Source organism: Coleofasciculus sp. FACHB-1120, from assembly GCF_014698845.1.
Classification (GTDB): domain Bacteria; phylum Cyanobacteriota; class Cyanobacteriia; order Cyanobacteriales; family FACHB-T130; genus FACHB-T130.
Genome location: NZ_JACJTV010000013.1, coordinates 20438 through 38574, shown reverse-complemented (window position 1 = coordinate 38574; position 18137 = coordinate 20438). Strand labels below are relative to the sequence as shown.

The 18137-nt window shown below is 45.8% G+C and carries 17 protein-coding genes; 4 read left to right on the top strand and 13 right to left on the bottom strand.

Going from position 1 to position 18137, the window contains the following annotated elements; genetic code table 11:
• Window positions 1-85 precede the first annotated feature (85 nt).
• The 5 genes from H6H02_RS14005 to H6H02_RS13985 form a co-directional block, all read right to left on the bottom strand.
• On the bottom strand, window positions 86-673 hold the full coding sequence (locus tag H6H02_RS14005; RefSeq protein WP_190818681.1) for a chemotaxis protein CheW: 588 nt from the start codon (window positions 671-673) through the stop codon (window positions 86-88).
• A 35-nt stretch (window positions 674-708) separates the two neighbouring features.
• Window positions 709-1074: a response regulator gene (locus H6H02_RS14000; RefSeq protein ID WP_190818679.1), complete on the bottom strand. Its 366-nt coding sequence runs from the start codon at window positions 1072-1074 to the stop codon at window positions 709-711.
• Window positions 1075-1102: 28 nt separating this feature from the next.
• Entirely contained in the window at window positions 1103-2326 is a 1224-nt protein-coding gene (locus tag H6H02_RS13995) for a response regulator (RefSeq protein ID WP_190818677.1), read from the bottom strand.
• Between the two features lie 354 nt (window positions 2327-2680).
• A complete protein-coding gene (gene speY / locus H6H02_RS13990) occupies window positions 2681-3874 on the bottom strand; it encodes a deoxyhypusine synthase (protein WP_190818675.1) in 1194 nt (397 codons plus the stop codon).
• A 272-nt stretch (window positions 3875-4146) separates the two neighbouring features.
• Complete coding sequence (locus H6H02_RS13985; RefSeq protein ID WP_190818672.1) at window positions 4147-4665, bottom strand: O-acetyl-ADP-ribose deacetylase; 519 nt, start codon at window positions 4663-4665, stop codon at window positions 4147-4149.
• Window positions 4666-4730: 65 nt separating this feature from the next.
• On the opposite strand from H6H02_RS13985, the gene H6H02_RS13980 reads away from it, so the two are divergent.
• Complete coding sequence (locus tag H6H02_RS13980; RefSeq protein ID WP_206757282.1) at window positions 4731-5174, top strand: hypothetical protein; 444 nt, start codon at window positions 4731-4733, stop codon at window positions 5172-5174.
• A 270-nt stretch (window positions 5175-5444) separates the two neighbouring features.
• Here H6H02_RS13980 and H6H02_RS13975 read toward each other — a convergent pair whose 3' ends face one another.
• Both H6H02_RS13975 and H6H02_RS13970 read right to left on the bottom strand, forming a co-directional pair.
• Window positions 5445-6536, bottom strand: a complete 1092-nt coding sequence (locus H6H02_RS13975) for a response regulator (RefSeq protein ID WP_190818667.1) — start codon at window positions 6534-6536, stop codon at window positions 5445-5447.
• Between the two features lie 212 nt (window positions 6537-6748).
• Entirely contained in the window at window positions 6749-8353 is a 1605-nt protein-coding gene (locus H6H02_RS13970) for an ATP-binding protein (RefSeq protein WP_190818665.1), read from the bottom strand.
• A gap of 208 nt (window positions 8354-8561) precedes the next feature.
• On the opposite strand from H6H02_RS13970, the gene cobO reads away from it, so the two are divergent.
• Complete coding sequence (gene cobO, locus H6H02_RS13965; RefSeq protein ID WP_190818662.1) at window positions 8562-9236, top strand: cob(I)yrinic acid a,c-diamide adenosyltransferase; 675 nt, start codon at window positions 8562-8564, stop codon at window positions 9234-9236.
• 163 nt (window positions 9237-9399) lie between these two features.
• On the opposite strand, the gene H6H02_RS13960 is transcribed toward cobO, so the two are convergent.
• From H6H02_RS13960 to H6H02_RS13940, 5 genes are all read right to left on the bottom strand, one after another.
• Window positions 9400-9918, bottom strand: a complete 519-nt coding sequence (locus tag H6H02_RS13960; RefSeq protein WP_190818660.1) for a hypothetical protein — start codon at window positions 9916-9918, stop codon at window positions 9400-9402.
• A 555-nt stretch (window positions 9919-10473) separates the two neighbouring features.
• Window positions 10474-11463, bottom strand: a complete 990-nt coding sequence (locus H6H02_RS13955) for an RNA polymerase sigma factor, RpoD/SigA family (RefSeq protein ID WP_190818657.1) — start codon at window positions 11461-11463, stop codon at window positions 10474-10476.
• Between the two features lie 562 nt (window positions 11464-12025).
• Window positions 12026-13765: an ATP-binding protein gene (locus tag H6H02_RS13950; RefSeq protein ID WP_190818654.1), complete on the bottom strand. Its 1740-nt coding sequence runs from the start codon at window positions 13763-13765 to the stop codon at window positions 12026-12028.
• Window positions 13766-13911: 146 nt separating this feature from the next.
• Window positions 13912-14712 carry a glutathione S-transferase family protein gene (locus H6H02_RS13945; RefSeq protein WP_190818652.1) on the bottom strand — a complete coding sequence of 267 codons (801 nt, stop codon included), beginning with the start codon at window positions 14710-14712 and terminating at the stop codon, window positions 13912-13914.
• Window positions 14713-15066: 354 nt separating this feature from the next.
• Window positions 15067-15336 carry a GlsB/YeaQ/YmgE family stress response membrane protein gene (locus tag H6H02_RS13940; RefSeq protein ID WP_190412970.1) on the bottom strand — a complete coding sequence of 90 codons (270 nt, stop codon included), beginning with the start codon at window positions 15334-15336 and terminating at the stop codon, window positions 15067-15069.
• Window positions 15337-16033: 697 nt separating this feature from the next.
• Here H6H02_RS13940 and H6H02_RS13935 point away from each other — a divergent pair.
• Together H6H02_RS13935 and H6H02_RS13930 are read left to right on the top strand one after the other, a co-directional pair.
• Window positions 16034-16804: a fasciclin domain-containing protein gene (locus tag H6H02_RS13935; RefSeq protein ID WP_190818650.1), complete on the top strand. Its 771-nt coding sequence runs from the start codon at window positions 16034-16036 to the stop codon at window positions 16802-16804.
• Window positions 16805-16992: 188 nt separating this feature from the next.
• Window positions 16993-17595 (top strand): hypothetical protein, encoded by a 603-nt coding sequence (locus H6H02_RS13930; protein ID WP_242040700.1) that lies wholly within the window; start codon window positions 16993-16995, stop codon window positions 17593-17595.
• 51 nt (window positions 17596-17646) lie between these two features.
• Here H6H02_RS13930 and H6H02_RS13925 read toward each other — a convergent pair whose 3' ends face one another.
• On the bottom strand, window positions 17647-18132 hold the full coding sequence (locus tag H6H02_RS13925; protein WP_190818648.1) for a gluconokinase: 486 nt from the start codon (window positions 18130-18132) through the stop codon (window positions 17647-17649).
• Window positions 18133-18137: the final 5 nt, after the last annotated feature.

Here is an 18137-nt window from a genome sequence, read left to right as displayed (position 1 = left end):
GTTGAGTTGATTAAGGGATATAGATAGAGTTAAAAAACTGAAATTCCAGACTCAAGGAAAGACATCTGGATATTCAAACAGCCATTCAAACTTCTGGCTTAGGCATTCCAGCCATGATGGATTCTCCCTCTAGAACCACCAGTATTTCACCATTTGATTTCAGCCAATATCCCCGCAAAAATGGCACCAATTCCGGGGTGATAGATGATTGTGGAGGAGATTGAATTAAATCTGGATCGCAGCTTTCGATGTCTTCAACTCGATTCACTACCAATCCCAGCATCTTTTTTCCTGTAATTTGGCTACCAGTTTGCTGTTTGCCAAGGATTTGCTGTTCCCCATGAATCACAATGACTGTGTAGGTTGATCGGTTAATTGCCTGTAAATATAAGGGAGTCAACCCTACCAAATGACCGAGATCCGCAATCCATAAAATCTCACCGCGCCAGTTATAAACTCCCATCACCCAAGCTGGCATATGAGGAATGGGGACAATCTGACCAACTGGAATTGTCAGCACCTCTGTCATTTGATGCATGGGGAATAGTGCGGTAATGTCCGGAAAAAGATGAAACCGCAAAAATTGCTCTCCCACGGCTGCTTTATGCTCTGCCTTTGGGGTTTCCAATTGCCCAATTAAGGTTTTGTTCCCAGACAAAAATTCAGATTCCATTGCTTATCTCTTGACGGTGCTGACGAAAATTTTCCCTAACCTTTAATTAATTGATTAACAGTACGCAGCAGTTCCTCTTGATCGACTGGTTTTGGAATGTAGGCATCTGCTCCTTGTTTCATGCCCCAAAATTTATCCATGTCGGTGCTTTTAGTGGAACACATCACGACTGGAATTTTGCTGGTTTCTGCATCTGCTTTGAGTTCGCGGCAGAGTTCAAAGCCGCTACGACCGGGCAATACAACGTCTAGGATGATTACATCGGGTTTATGGGTACTGATTTTTTCTAAGGCTTCTTCTCCAGTATTCGCTGTTAAAACATTTAAGCCACCTCGTCGCAAACAGCTAGCAAAAGTTTCCCTTTCAGTTAGGGTATCTTCAACGATTAAAGCAGTATGCATTCTATAAACCTCCTAGGGAAAACAAAAATCAACTAACTACGAGGGAACTGTTTTTGAGGTGCTTGAGGTACTTGTTTGTTATCGCTAGCACCTTTTCCGCATCGACGGGTTTCCCCATGAAATCTGAAGCTCCGACAACCTTAGCTCGGACTCGGTCAATGATACCGTCATTTCCCGTCAAGATAATAATCGGGGTGTCTCGGAAAGCGGAAACTTTACGCAATTGGGTACAAATTTCATAGCCGTTCGTATTAGGCATTACCAGGTCTAAAAAGATGATATGAGGTTTGCGATTTAATAAAGTAGCGATCGCTCGCATCGAATCTGAGACTGCTAAAAATTGATACCCGGCTGATGTAAGGATCTTTTCCATGTTTTTGCAAACCAATGGGCTGTCATCCACACAAGCAATCAACGGTTTCCGAGCCGCCACTTGAGCGGGTGTTTTGCCTGAAGAAGCCGGGGAATTTTTAACAGGTAATTCTGAAGAAGCCTGAGCAACTGGATCTGCTAAATCTGGAATATCATTTAACTCTACTAATCCAGTTTCAATGTAAGGCAATAGGGAACGGGCTACTTCCGCAACATTGCGCTTAGTTTGAACTGCTATATCCCGCAGGGTTCTTTGCCCGTTTAATAACAATGTCAGAGATTTATAAACGGTAGGCGATGTTTTTTGCTGGAGTTGTTCTGGTTGCTTGATTGACGGCGCTCGATTGGGAAGCAGATCGGAAATTTTGGCGATTTTCCAGGCTTGCCAAATTTCCTGAGTTTTAGCGATCGCTTGTTCGGCATCAATCAATAATAACTGGGGAGCCAAAGGGTTTTCTTGCTTGATTTGTAACGCCTTCGGTATCTCTTGACTAATATCAAACAATACTTCAAGAACAATGCCTTGAATAATTTTGACAACTTGTTCGCGGGTAATTTGTTGCTGCTTTAACCATAAACATAGCAAATAATATTCCCGATGATTCTTGCTAACCTCTGAAGATGTTTCAGAAATATTACTTGGCAAGTTTAAATGAAGTTGATTTAGATTAACATTAGAACAATGAGCTCCTAAATGTCTTTGCCACCTTCTAACTGGATGAGTTCCTCCAGTCGCGTACAAAATTCGACCCAGGTAGAAATAAAGAGTCCACTCTTGCCCCAAGGTACCTTTCAGGAACAGCCGCCCACTAAAGCGAGCTTGCTTCAAAGCAGTCAGCTTGCTAGCAAAAGCACTAATCTTCATAGGTTGGGCTGTCATAATTCTGATTCCTTCTTGCAAAAATTCGCTTTAGCCTAGCGAAAACGGGAGCTTATAGTTATAAATTTTTTTTATAAAAAGCCTATTAATTAAATTAATAGCACTATATAGAAACCAGAAGTCTCAGTAGTTTTACTGAAATATTTTTGGAATCATCGGAACTCCGTAAATTCACGAAAACTCCCTAATTCAATAATTTTTATTAAGAATTTATTAACTGTGTTTAATTCCCTTTAATATTTATAAATTAAAGTCTTCTTTTAACAAAAATTAGGTGGCTTACCGTGCATAAAATGGAATGAAAAATCCCCCTGGTTTTATCAACCAAGGGGATTAGATCCAATAAGCAAACTGCTATTGGGTATTGGGAATTAGCCTGCCGCAGGGATAAGTTGCTACAGGTTGTTCAGAAGCATTTTCGACAACGGCGGCGGGAATTTTATCTAAGGGCTGGGTTTTAGCTGCTTGATAGTCCGTCCGCAATTTTGAGAACATTTCTTCTCGACGATCGTAGAGGCGCTTCAGGGGGCGGGGCTGACATTGGTTCATCACGTAGGCAGCAATGAGAGGCAGGGCAATTGTGCTGTCGGTATAACAGACAATGGTGCTGGGTAACTCTTCGGGGTCAATTTTGCCCCAGCTAACGGCTTCGCTAGGTGTTGCACCAGAGAGTCCGCCGGTATCTGGACGCGCATCGGTGACTTGTACGAAGTAATCGTGACCTCGTTCCTCTAGTCCCAACACTTCGTGAAGTTGTGGTTGAGTTTGCAGCAGAAAGTTTTTGGGGCTGCCACCGCCAATAATCACGGCGGCGCTTTTGCCCTCTACGTCTGGGTTGCCGGTTTCACGAGCGCAGTAGGCGATCGCAGCGGTTTCATTCACATCGATGGAAGGATCTAACACTAAGTTTGAGCCTTCCAGAGACAATGCCGCTACGTTCATCCCAATCGAACTATCTCCCGGAGAAGAAGTATAAATGGGGACACCGCATTCATAGGCGGTCGCTAATAAGCAGGAATTTTTCACTCCCAATTGCTTTTCCACTTCCCGGACATACTTGCCGAGCAGGTAGTGAAATTCAGCAGTTCCCATCCGTTTTTGGAACGGTTCTGCTTGCAAAATCTTTCGGATGAAGGCATCAGTTTCCAGCAGCACATCGTAGCCAAAGGTAATGTCATAAATGCGAATGGTGCCTTCTTCGCGCAGTTTCACATCATCTGCAAACGGATTCCCCGCGTAGAGGTCGAAACCTAATCCGAAATGCATATCGTGGTAAAGATTGGCACCCGTGCTGATCATCCAGTCAATAAAACCGTGGCGAATCAGGGGAGCCAAAATTCCCACACCCATTCCGGCGGGGGTCATCGCGCCTGATAGGCTGACTCCCACTGTGACGCCCTCACGCATTACGTCTCGGCTGAGCAAGTGACACATTTCCCGCAGACGCGCTGAGTTGTAGGCGCTGAAATAACCATCAATCAGATCGACAACATTAATTGCCGTTGGCATCGGGACGGGTGCGATTTTGTTACCGGGCAGTTGTGACATTTTTTACTTTTAAAAGAATGAACCGCATTGTCAACTATAACCAGCAAAAGCGAGTCAGAAACCCAACTGGAGCAGGAAAAATATCAGTGTGGGGAAAAGATAAATGAGCGCTAGAGCGATCGCACTCCTTGCATCCTGAGGCAGATAATTTTGTCGGGTAAGCAGGGAGTGTGATCGCGCCATCCCTTGTCTAACTGAATTCTACTCAGCATCGCTGGGGTCTTTTTGCCCTTACAGCACGCAGGATTTTTTCAGGCGATCGCCACCTTGTCTTAAATAATTTCTTTTATCGCAGCTGAGTAAGAATTATAGGCACTATCCCCAAAGCAAACGAAAATCGCCTGCTCTATCGAGGTAGTACGCTCCAAAAACTTCTTAACTTCAGTTACAGCAATTCTAGTGGCGCGTTCTAGCGGGAACCCATAGACACCTGTGCTAATAGCTGGGAAGGCAATGCTGTGTATTTCGTATTGATCCGCCAAAGCTAGAGAACTGCGATAACATCTAGCTAGCAGCTCATCTTCCTGGCGATCGCCTCCCCGCCAAATTGGGCCAACTGTGTGAATTACCCACTTGGTGGGGAGATTATAACCTTTTGTAATCTTTGCTTCACCAGTAGCACAGCCCTTCAATTGGCGACATTCTGACAACAATTCCGATCCAGCGGCGCGGTGAATTGCCCCATCGACGCCGCCACCACCGAGTAAGGAGGTATTCGCTGCATTGACAATCGCATCTACTTTTTGCTGAGTTATATCACCTTGAACGATTGCAATTTTATTTAAAATCATGGCATTTTTTTCTACAGCACAAAAAACTGAACGAGACCGGCTGAGTCATAATTGCCATCATAGGGGTGTTGCGGAGATCCCTGCGGGGATCGCAAAAGCGATCGCCACAATTCGATAAATCTCAAATTTTTGTAAACTGGAAAAAGGTCATTCTCATGGCTTTAATCCAGATAAGGATTTTGTCTCAGTCCAGTCAATATGACAAGATGGCAAGCAATCTTTCCTCTCGCAATCCAGCTAGAGTTCAATCAGAATCTCAAATCCAGCACCATAATCATTGGTCTAATTTTGAGGAAATGTTACAACGGCTCCATCAAGAAGGTTTGTACATTCATCCCGATCATCTGGCAGAATTTCTGCTGGCGCATGGTATCCCTGTCAACCTCCGCTATGTACCCGAACATTTGAAGAGTAAAGCGGTTTTTATTAACGAGAACTACCAGGGTGATATGGCGAGTTTAGTTGAAGAACCCGATGCTACTTCTAGCCAGTTTCCGTGGTTGAATTAAGATCCGATAATCGCCAGTGGGTAATTGCTCATAGCGAATTGTCAAAATGAGCCATGAGTGATTAACCCTATAGAATCCTGGGGAGATTGCTTTCCCAGACAGAAAAGGGCGGACTAACCGAAAATTAAGGCTTCTGTAACCTGTTCTCGGTAGGTTTCGTTTAGGTGCTTGCTATCGCTGTGCAGTTGAAACTGCCTGGAGCAAGATGTGAGTTTACCTCTATTTACTGATAACGATTTTGATATAGATTGTACAGCTCGCGAAATGTGTTCACATGGGCAGAGCAACACGCACCGTGGTTTTTTGAGCGGAAATACTCTCGATTGATAATTCCCCAGCGTGGAGTTCGGTTAGACGTTTAGCAATAAGCAATCCCAAACCAGAGCCTTGCTGTGAAGCGAGCTTGCGTTCAAAGCGCATATAGGCACCAATTGTCGCAATTTGTTCTGGTGTCATCCCTTGTCCGAAGTTGCTTACAGACAGTATAAAAGTGCTATTTTCGCATCGAGTGACAACGCGGATTGCGGTGTTGGGAGACGAAAATTTACAGGCATTGTCTATCAGTTCTTCCACGATTTTTCGCAATTTTGGCTCTGAAATGAAGACAGCAGCTTCTTGGAGATCTAATTCCAAATCCATGTCTCGAAAAACCTGCTTGGCTTTTTTAATTGCCGCTTCTGCGATCGCGCTCTTCGCTGAGTCAGTTCGACTGTTTTGTCTGAGATCCGCTATTTGAAGCGGATCGGTTCCGATTAGCTCTAATTGAGCGAAGAGCAAGAAATTCTGGACTAACTTAGATAAACGTTCGGCAGAGGTACGAATATCGACTGCCATTTCTAGAATTTCTTGCGGTTCTAGAGAGTCGGCTTCATCAATTAACATTTGCGAACAACACAAAATGCCATTGAGGGGAGTATGGAGTTCGTGAGGGAGAGAAAAGGAGATATTGCTGCGTAAATCATCAAGTTTTTTTTGCGAATGTCGCTCAATCGCTGCCTGTTTTTCCATCCGCGCTGCGATCGCTCCCAGTAATTCTGCTCTGGTGAATGGCTTGGTGAGGTAGTCGTCTGCACCCAATTCCATTCCTTGACGCCGATCGGTTTTAGCGGCTTTGGCAGTGAGAAAGATGAAGGGAATCGTCGCGGTGGCAGGGTTAGAGCGAAGTGCCTTCAGAACACCATAACCGTCGAGTTCGGGCATTAGCGCATCGGAGAGAATTAAATCGGGAATTTCTGCTTGAGCTAACTGCAACCCTATTTGACCATTTTCGGCTTCAATAGCGTCAAATCCCTCTGCTTCTAACAACTCCAGAATGTTCTCCCTGATAGAGACTTCATCTTCAATTACCAGAATCTTTGTCATATCAGCGATCGCCTAGCAGGTAAGCAATTAAAAATTAATAATGTAAGATCCTAGAAGTGCAGACAAGCTGTTTGCTAGGATTGTCCAAATTCAATGCACAAAAGCTTATCAACTTTAATGAGGTTTGAGCTTGTAAGGGGCACTTTCTTGAATACGCCCAAACTTTTCTTTTAAATGAAGACTTCATCCTTTCCCTTGTAAAAAAGCCTCCCTCAGCACGGGCGGGGAGACCTTGACTCTACAGCACTCTTCAGGGGTAGTCTCACTTTAAATTTAGTGCCCACACCTACTTTACTCTTAACGGTAATCTCACCCCCGTGAAGCTCCACACACTTCTTAACGATTGCTAACCCTAAACCTGTTCCAGGGATGTTGCCGACATTCGCGGCTCGATGAAATGATTCAAATAAGCACTGACGATCTTTCAGGGGAATCCCTATTCCCTTGTCTTCAATTTGAAAGACGATTGCATTTTTTTGCTGGGCAATTTCAAGCTTAACCGGACTTCCTTCCGGTGAGTATTTTATAGCGTTTGAAAGAAGATTGCTGAGGATATGCCGCAGCAATTTCTCATCCAGACAAAATGAAATAGATTTACAGTGATTAATCAAATTAATCTCATTAGATCCCTCCTCATTTAGTTGCAATTCTCTCACTAATTCAACACAAAATTCTTCCAGATGTAGCGGTTTAGGTTGAAAGTCCGACCGTCCGGCTTCGGCTTTACCAATGATTAATACATCCTCTAGCAGCCCAATCATGTGCTTAACCGCGAATTGAATGCGATGGAGGTGGATGAGTTTTTTCTCTTCAGACCAATTGTTGCTGTAGTGTTCTAATAATTCGGCAGAAGAGAGGATTGTACTTAGGGGAGTGCGGAATTCGTGGGAAGTCATGGAGATAAACCGGGATTTTAGGTCGCCGAGTTCTTTTTCTCGCTCAAGTGATGCTCGCAGTTCTTCTTCTAATTGCTTACGTTTGGTAATATCAATTCCTACTGTGACCGCCGCTTGATCTTGGTTATATTTCTGCGCCACCATGAGATAATTTTTGATTTTGCCGTCAACTTCTGCGGTCACTTCCTGAGAGGTTGTTTTGGTTGGGGAAGCAAAAAATTGTTCCACAAATTCACTAAAGTTGGAACTACTGTCAAAACAACTAAGTTCCTGACCGACAAATTCCTCTGAAGACAAGTTAAAGGATGCAGCTAAATGCTGGTTGACGCCCAGGTATTGTAAATCCGAACTAATCCAGGAGACAAATCCAGGCACAGCATCTAAGACGGCTAAAAGCTGGTTTTTTGCCTGTTGCAGCGCCAATCCCATTTGCTTATAGGCTGCCATTGTAATTTCATGCACCTCCGACTGAGCCAGCAGAAGTTGATGCACGTCTAACAACTTATAAATTCCGGGTGCCGTTTGTACGATGATCGGTTCATAGATTAATTCAGGCGATCGCTTCAAAGACTCCCGCACCGCTGCGGTAATGGAAGTGTAACTGGGAAAAACTAGAATTTCGGTATGATTAAACTGATAGAGTGATCGCAAACTTCGTTTCGACAGTAACTCCAAGCTGTAACGACGGCTCAGATATTCAAAAAAACGTCTGCGACTGATCATCCCGACGAGTTGGTTTTTATCCATGAGGATCAAACCCGGTAGTAGCGGTTTTTCCTCGAAAAGCCTGAGAACCTCTGCGGCTGTGTGGTTGTATTCAATGCAAGCCTCATACAGGGTTAATCCCTGCAATGTGGATTCCAAATTCAAATTAAGTTGATCTACACCTTGTTCAGAAGGGGTTGATAAGGTTAAAGACATAAAGTTTAAATGAAGGGGAGTAAGTTTATACTGAAATCAGTGTTGCTGAATCTATAGGCAAAATGGAAGGGGGGTTATGCCCTCCGATCTTGAATTGATTGCTGGGAACGACTCTTTCCAATGGGAATGAATTGCCGATAGCTTATCCTAAAGCATCTCCTTTTGGGGCTATTTTAATAGGTGTGAAAGTTTTTTCTAGGCAGACTTGATGACAACTCCTACCCCGACTGATGTAAATAAAAATTTAGAATCTGCTGACTTACTGGAGACAGAAACATCATCACTAACTCCAGAACAATACCAGCGCAAGATGCAGCGGCGCAAGGAAGTTCAAGAGCAGCGGGTGGCAAAGGCATCTCAAGAGAAAGGCTTAATTATTGTTAATACAGGCAATGGCAAGGGAAAGACCACTGCTGCTTTGGGGATGGTAATGCGATCGCTTGGTCACGGCTATCGAGTCGGGATCGTACAATTCATCAAAGGAGCCTGGGAACCTGCTGAGAAAGCTGTCCTCGGTCGCTGGGAAGGTCAGCTAGAGTTCCACGCGATGGGAGAAGGCTTCACTTGGGAAACTCAAGACCAACAGCGAGATATCCAGAAAGCGCATCAGGCTTGGGAAACTGGACTAAGCTTTATCCGCAATCCTGAATTTAAGTTAGTGCTGTTGGATGAAATCAACGTAGCTTTAAAACTCGGCTATTTGAGCGTTGAGGAAGTGCTAGCTGGCTTGGAGGAAAAGCCTGCGGATTCTCACGTGATTCTCACTGGCAGAGGTGCCCCCGCCGCCCTGATTGAGCGAGCCGACCTAGTAACGGAAATGACGCTCGTTAAGCATCCGTTCCGGGAACAAGGTGTCAAAGCGCAGCCAGGAATCGAATTTTGAAGGTTAAAAAATTAACAAACCCGTTTTCTTCAAGAAAACGGGTTTGTTAGAGGCGTGAATTGTTTTTTAGTAATGAGTCATTGATTCGTAGCAGCAAACTACTGACAATTCCCAGCGGTGAACTTAGATTACTCTTATTGCCACCCCAAAAGCTTCCTGATGATTAGAAGTTAGCTTGACAAGCGTTTAACATTTGCTGGTCGTTTGCGCTGATTTGGTTAATTGAGTGATATCCCTGGAGTTGTAAACTATCCTCAATGGGCAACCGACCATCGGCTGAGGCGACTGAAGAGGATGCTCCGAGGGCAATTGAGTGAGAATAGGTTGTCGTATCGTAGGGGTCTTGAACGGTTAGACTGATTTGCTGTGTCCCAACCTTGCCGGAAAAACAACTATATTCAGAGGAAGGCATATAAAACGCACCCCTGACTTTTCCCTGACGCGCTTCAAATACTAAATATTCTTGACCAATCTCTTCTGGCTTTTGGGAGCTACCATACAAATAAATTCCGTCAGCCACTGGGCTGTCTGATGCTGGCACTTGTGCCAAGGAAACAGAATTTTTGTCGAGTATTCCCACTTTACTTAAGGATGTGGGTGCCTGCAAAGCAACTGTAGTGGTGGCAAAGCTCATCGTTAGAAGTAATCCTAGGGCAGGAACTTCAAGTGGAAGCCGGGACATAAATTGCTGATAAAACTTGTTAAGCACCGTTGTTTCCCCCTAGCAATTACGAGCAGACACCCTTAAGCATCTAGTTAAAAACTACCTAATTCCTTAGGTGTAAAGCTTCACCCATTTGAATGAACCGGGGGTCATCCAAAAGGAGTTTTTTTGTTAAGACAAGCAACGCATTCATCCTTGATTCCCGGACATAAATAGGCCTTTTGATTCTAGAAGGCGTGTTTATGGTCACTTGATCCACCTGTTTCATTCGCTTTCCCAAATCGCGTCAGCGCGGGATTATGCCTTAACTGTGGATGACTTCACTGGCACCCGTCCAAGTTCCCGAAATGCTTCAGGAAACTTTATAAAAATATAAAAAAGAGTGTTATCGGTTTTTAGACTCCTGCAAAAAATTTCAGCAGGAAAAAACATCTACTCGACAGTGACTAAAGATGCAAGAGGTGAAATGACTGAAAAACCCGCCCTTACTGAGGTGTAAGGACGGGTTTAGACGCGATCTCTATGAGTTGATGTGGGAGGCAGGAGTATATCAGGTCAATCCCGCCTCTACAATTAACTCGCAGCGATATACTCGCGGACATTCGCCTGACGACGGCGCAGATGGGCGAGGGCTTGGTGTTCTAGCTGGCGTACCCGTTCGCGGCTGAGGCTTAGGCGTTCGCCGACTTTCGCTAGAGATAGCTCGTTGCCATCGTTCAAGCCAAAGCGCAGCGTTAGGACTTCCCGCTGCTGTGGGGTTAGTTCTGCTAGAAGATCGTCCAGGTCTTGCCGCAACGACTCCTGGGTCATATAATGGTCAGGGGTTGGACCTTCATCTTCCAGAAGGTCTTGCAGTTCGGTGTCCTGGTTATCGCCGACGCGCACATCCAGAGAAATTGGTTGACGGGCGATATTTAAGTACTCGCGGATCAACGCGGGTTCTAAATCCAACGCCTTCGCGATTTCACCAGGGGTAGCACTGCGACCCAGTGTCTGAGCTAGTTCACGTTGCACCCGCTTAATTTTGTTAAGCTTTTCGGTGATGTGGATGGGTAAACGAATCGCCCGGGCTTGTTGAGCGATCGCGCGAGTAATCGCTTGGCGAATCCACCAGTAGGCGTAGGTCGAAAACTTGTAACCGCGCATCGGGTCAAATTTCTCGACGCCGCGTTCCAAGCCGAGAGTACCTTCCTGAATCAAATCCAGGAATTCCATGTTACGCTTCTGGTACTTCTTCGCGATCGCGACCACTAGACGCAAGTTAGCTTCTATCATCTTGCGCTTCGCCCGCGTTCCCAGGTTAACTATCCGGTCGAGTTCGGGTTCACTCAAGCTAACATGGTCTGCCCACTCTTGATGAGTCGGTTCCCGCTGCAATGTCTCAGCCAAGGTCTCCTTCGCCTCTAGCAGCGCCATCATTTGCTGCACCTGCTTGCCGAATACAATCTCTTGTTCGTGTGTCAGCAGGGGCACGCGCCCAATCTCATGCAGATAGGTGCGAACCATATCAGCCGTAAACGTGGGTTGTTTAGTCGTCTTTTTTTGGGTGTTGGCAGTGGGCATGAGTGAGTGGTGACTCCGTAAACAAGCAACAATTCTGTAGCAGGGATTGACCTTAGCGGGAGATTGCCAGCTCTTACAATGAGAGTAGCTAGGTCAATTAGTGAGAAACATCCTGCAAAAGTTGTAAAGATAGCCTACCCAGTTGAATAGGCAAACCTAACACACGAAAAGCGGATCGTCAAGATTTCGGCTGGGGATGCCTCAAAGAGCTGGTATCGACCCCCATTTAGCCACTCCTGATAGGTAACGAAGGCTAAAAAGTCAAAGTCGGTATGAGTTTGCTTTACATTTCTATCGTATCACTAATGATAGACGACGCTCCAGGTTGAAAGGTTCATCCGATAGGGTTAAACTTGCTGCTCTGGCAAATTCCTGTTAACCCTTAAATGCCACCCGGAAAATCATTAGCTAAAAGCGTCCTATCTGTGCCCTATATATATAATCATCCACGGAAAACCCTTCAATGGGTACTCTAGCCGTTGTGGGATAACCGAACAATTTTTATCTAGAAGTCCGTAGTCAATAGTCATTGGATTATTGACTACGGATTATTGACTACGGATTAAAACCCAATATCAGCTTTAGCCGCTTCAGCCGCAGCGAACACTTCGTCGTCTGGCATCTCTTCCCAGCAAGTATCGCCAATTTCTCTGTAAAACGTTTCATCGTAAGGACGAGTCCGCACCACCACGGGCATCGGAACCGCGTGACCCAAAATTAAAGCTTGTTGCTTGGAATCCAGCTTTGCCAGAACGGAACGCAGACTCATTCCGCCAGAGACGCCAGTAAAAATGGCGTCGATGTCTTTGTCATCGTTTAGCAAAGCAGTGATGCGGGTTCCAATCTGGGACATCACCTCATTATCAATTCCAGAGGGACGCTGATCTACCACCAGAAGGGTGACAAAGTATTTTCGCATCTCGCGGGCAATCGTACCAAAAATGGTACTTTGCACGATGGCGGAGTCAAGGAAGCGGTGGGCTTCTTCTATAGTAATGACTAGCTGCTGAGGACGATCGATCGGGTTTTTGGTCTGCAAAAACAATTCAGACTTGCTCACATAAGCTTTGTGAATGCGGCGGGTGATCATATTCGTCACCAGCATATAGGAGAGCATATCTGACTGAGAACCAAACTCAATCACCACGTGCTGACCCGCATCGAGGCATTGCAAAATTTGATTGACGTAGTTGTGGGGACAGGTAGTTCGCAGATATTTGAGATTTTCCAGGCGCATGAGTTTGCGCTGCAACGCCATAATTGAACCCTTATGACCCTTCTTCTCCTCGCAGAACATCTGGATTTCCTCGTTGGTCATATTCAACAGTTGGATAATCCAGGAGTTGCCAAACTCGGCGTGCAGAATATTGGCATTGTCCAAAGCCGCTTCGGAAAGACCTAACTCATTCCGCACCAGCATGATGTCTTGGACTTCAATTTGGTCGTAGCTGAGGTAAAGTTCCTGAGAGTCCCGTACCCCCCGCCGCTTGGTAGATTGGGGGTCGAGGGTGTAAATTTGCACCTGTCCTGGGAATAGCTGCCGCAAGCCTTTGACGGTGCTGAAGTGTTTGCCTTCGCGGACGGCTTCCCAGCCATATTCCGAGTGCATATCAAAAATTAAATTGACCGCTGCCTGCCTGCGGATGATGCCAGATAAGAGTAGGCGGGTGAGAAAGGATTTGCCAGTGCCGGATTTCCCGAAGACCCCGTTGCTGCGTTCCACGAATCGGTGTAAATCTAGACATACGGGCACATCCATATCTAAGGGTTGACCGATGGCGAAGTTGCACCGAGTGGGGTCATCTTCCCAGCCAAAGACGGCGCGGAAATCACGTTCCGTCGCATCATAAACTTGGCTGAAGTGACTGGGAATTGTCTTAACGGGCATCAACTCCATCTCAGTATCAGCGCTACTTTGTAGTTGAAATGATCCGAGAGTTCCACCGTTGGATTTGCCGTTGGAGTTGGGATTTTCGGCACCCACCACATAAGCGCCTACTGACTTCGTTGCTTCTCGTGTCAGCATTAACATCGGCGTCAGATTGATGGTGCCATAGGTGCCACTCCCTGCTAGAACCGCTTGCAAAAAAGTGTCCTCAGGACTGGGAGGATTGGCGACAATTCGCTGGCTGGAGGTGCCCAGCGAAACGTCGGTGAGCATACAGAAGAAGTCTGAACGGGCACCTTTGACTACCAGAAATTTGCCAACCCGCATATCTTCAACAGAAATATCGGGATGTAGTCTTACTTCTAGCCCCTGACTGAGGGAGCCTTGAATCACCGACCCTAATGGCATTTCCATAATTGCTTCTGGAGTCTTTTAGCTGTGTCGCTTCAGGACACTTAGGCATCCAAAGTTTACCCTAATTCTCGAAACCTAGCTATTCGTTCAATTTTAGATTTTGGATTTCTAAGCCAATCCAAAATCTAAAATCTAAAATGAATTGCTTAATCTATCTCAATCGATGTCGGCGTTGAGCCAGTGGCTCCAGCGGTTGTGTTGGCACTCAGGGGTTTGCGATAATCCGCATAAAGGCGATCGCGCCAGTTGAAAAATGTCTCGTAGGCGCTACGGTCAGCCAAACCAGGGATTCCTTTGCCTCTAAGGGTTTCGGGCAGATCAAGATAGGGTCCAGAGGGGAATTTAATCAGCATACTCAGCCCAGCGACAGCAAAATCTGCCAAGGTTGGATAGTCACCCACTAAGTAAGGGCTTTCCAGTAGTAGCAGGGATAGGCTTTCTAGGTCTTGCTGAAGATCCTCTGTCGCCGATTGTACGGCATCGGGGCCGTATCCGACGCCAAGACCCAGGAGATTCAGCACTTCACCAGGCACTGCCCCCACGAGAGTCTTGAGAGCATCTGGCGTGTTGCTGGGTAAAATCGAGGTGCGGAAGTTCTGGTTTTGGCTGAGTGCCCCAAATAACACCTTACGACTTTTAAAACCAATAGATTCATCTGCCCAGGCTTCGATGAGTAAGCACAGTCCCTTTTGTTTCGGGTCAACTGGAATCAGAGGTCGGTCGGGATATTGCTTGTCGAGGTACTTAGCGATCGCTGTCGAATCAGCAATTACCCTATTGCCATCCTTCAGGACAGGTACCTGTCGTTGACCAGACATCCTGAACAATTCTACCTGTCCCACTCCTGGCGTCACCTCAATTTTGCGGTAGGGCAGACCTTTATAATCCAGCAGCAGTCGCACTTTTTCAGAGTAGTGAGATAGCTCAAATTGGTATAAATCCAGCATTTTCATCTCCTTCTATTTTTAAGTAACACTGTTAATTTAACGCTTTTAGCCTGCTAATGTTGTTATTATTTATATCGGTGAAACTAAAAGCAAAATTATCTTTTTTTAGCAGTTGTACTTATTAAATTGCTTACTTTTGCTACTAAAAAATACAATTTGAAAAATTACAACTTTATTCAAGTTAAAAATTTGACTTGAATGGCTTTATTTTTTTTAATAAAAAATGAGTAAATTGGATCTATTAAACACAGTCCACTAACGACTGCTGTAACACAAAATAGACCCAATGAAAATACCCCAGCCTAAGCTGGGGGTGCTTTCTAAATGCTAGATGGTAATAAAATGAACCCTTAATTAAGCTCTCTGCCGAGTTAACAAGCCCCACAGGAATAGTAGAACCATTGCGCCCAGAACAGCAAAAGCAATACTCGGTACTGTCAACGCACCGTAAGCTGCGCCTCCCGATGACCCCAGCAAAACTTGTCCTAAATATCCACCAACCAGGGCACCTAAAATACCTAATACCATTGTGGCGAGAATACCGCCGCCTTGATGACCGGGATAAATGGCTTTAGCAATCGCACCCGCAATCAGACCTAAAACAATCCAAGCAATAATTCCCATTTTTTTTCTCCGTTCTTATTAATGTTTTTTGTTGATGTTGTTATCTTTTCGTTGTTATTAGAATAACAAGCTGGCTTAATTGTCCACCTCTATCAGAGGGTATAACCAAAAGGCATAGATACTGAAGGCATTGCTTAGGTTTGTTTATATATAAAGAAGTAGTATCTCCAGTTAATTAGCCGGATTGCAATAAATTTTGGCTGACTGAGGGCGGTTGAAGCTAGAAACGGCAATTATGACTCAACTCGCCCAGTGGAGAAGGTGGTGCTAGCCTCAGCAAAGCGGAGAAAAAGCTCTATTTAATCAGGCGTGTGAACTTTTTACTCCCCTAACAGAAAGTAGGCAGGAAGGAGAAAAGCCGAAATCGCTACGAAATAGAAATGGTTTCTGCCTAGATGAGCTTAGGCGAACGTAGGCGTGAGCGATCACACAAAATTCTCCAAAATTCTCCTTTTCGCCTGAAGAGCATACCAGCCGCCTTGCCACTGCTAGGTCTTAATCAGGATCGCCACGAAGAAAGCTGCTGACATCCTTAATTAATAAGTTGCGCTTTTTCCCCTGTTTGGATTGTTCAATCCCCTGTAGTGTCCCAGTTTCTCTGTCGATTATCAGAGGAACTCACACTTTAGACAGAGGTAAACAAATGTAACAAAATGTGAAGTTAATCAAGTCTCAGTTTTTAGGGAAACCCTTAGCAATGACCAATCAAAAACGCAACAGTTTGATTAAACAGTTGGCTAGCCTGATGGGAGTTATCGGTGCTAGTGCCTTCATAGGTCTGCCAGCTGGTGCCCAGGTGAATCCCAACCCTGAAATTCTTCAGTCAGACGTTTTCAGCAAGCCACCCTACAATCGCGGTGGCAGCGCTCAGTCAACCCCAAGAACCGTAACCCCTACACCTAGTCAAGGCGCTCAGCCGAAGCCATCTTCTACCGACCGGATGATGCAATCCCCCAGCAACAGCACTCAGCCCCCTGCCACAGAAGGGATGATGCCAGCCCCTGGTGAAGGTCCTGACCCAGCTGCTACACAAGGGACGATGCCCTCAAGTAGCAATTTGGTTGCGCTTGCTGCCCAAAATGGTTCATTCAAAATTCTGACTGCTGCTTTGGAAGCCGCAGGTTTGACGGAAACCCTCGAACAACAAGGGCCTTTCACGGTTTTTGCACCGACTGATGCAGCATTTGCAGCTTTACCCGCAGGCACTGTCGAAAAGTTGCTGAAACCAGAAAATAAAGCGATGTTGGTTCAGATTTTGACCTACCACGTCATTCCCGGCAAAGTGAGTTCTTCCCAGTTGAAGTCTGGAGAAGTGACGACAGTTGAAGGCAGCCCAGTTACCGTTAAGGTTGGAAACGATGGCGTGATGGTGGGGAACGCCAAGGTCTCTCAGGCTAACATCGAAGCCACCAATGGCGTCATTCATGTAATTGACAAGGTGATTATGCCACCGATGCCGACTAAGTAAGTGTGAAACAGAGTCATCGTTTGTAACGCTAGCGTTTAAAAAAATAAACCCCGTTCCGAGAAGGCTTGGGACGGGGTTTATTATCTCTGGCTATGAATAATTTGGTACTGAGGAAATTCAGGATAAATTAGAATACAATCGACACAAACATGGAGCATTTTGCTTCATGGGCGCTGAGGAGTGGGGAAATGGAGCGTTTCAAGGGTTTATTTCTGCAAGAAGGAGCCGCCCTAGAAGGTGACAGGAAAAAGGTAAAAAAAAGCCTTTTTTACTTTTTATTTTTTGCGTTCTACTTTTTGCTTCCCGTAACCGATTCGGCTTCCGGTAAGATAGGGTTTGCTTTTTGTCAGCCAGCATCGGCTCAGGCAGCATACGGCAGCTATGTGGGGGTTGGTGCTACGGTGGGGATTAATGATAATGATTTTGGAGAAGGTCGCCAAATCGGTGGGGTGGTTGCTGTACGCTACAAACTCCTGCAAGCTCCCCTTTCCTTAAGGGCACAAGCGCTAATTGGGGCGAGTCCAGCAGTTGTGCCAACGATTTCCTATGATATCCCCCTCAACTGGCAGACAGATGTCTATGTGGGTGCAGGCGTTGCTTTTGGCAGCGGGAATCGGACGCCTTCGCCGGTAGGGGATAAAACCAGTTTTGCAATTCAACCGGGGATTGATTACGTCGTTCCCAACAGCAATGCTGTTCTTTTTGGCAATGCAATTATTGCTTTTGACGCCTACCGGGATGGTGGTGGTACCGCTGTTTCAGTGCAGGGTGGTGTGGGTTTAAGATTTTAGGGATTGCCTGTAGCGAACCAGTGGATTTGGAATAAGATGCGATCGCTCGTTTTAGATTTCTAGACGCCTGCAAATCTGCTGCACAATTACGTCTAGCGGCTCGGAAATGTCTACCCAAAGGGCATTCTGTGGTTCTTCAAGGGTGTCAAACTGGCTTTGCAGCAGCGTTTTGGTCATAAAGTGGCTTTGGCGTTCTTCCAGCCGCTGCGCGATCGCCTCGAAACTCCCTTTGAGATAAACGAGTCGCATCTGTTGGGGATCTCGCCACAGCATCTGACGATAGGATTCTTTTAAGGCAGAACACGCTAGTACCTGATTCTTGCCTTCCTGTAGCCATTGGTCGATGGCGTGTTGCATGGCTTGCAACCACGGCATTCGGTCGGCATCGGTGAGGGGAATGCCACGGCTCATCTTTTCAATATTAGAGCTTGTGTGGAAGCAGTCGGCGTCGCTAAAATTCCAGTTTAGTTCTTGTGCGAGTAGCTGGGCGACGGTAGATTTGCCGCTACCAGATACGCCCATGACGAGAATAATCATCTTTC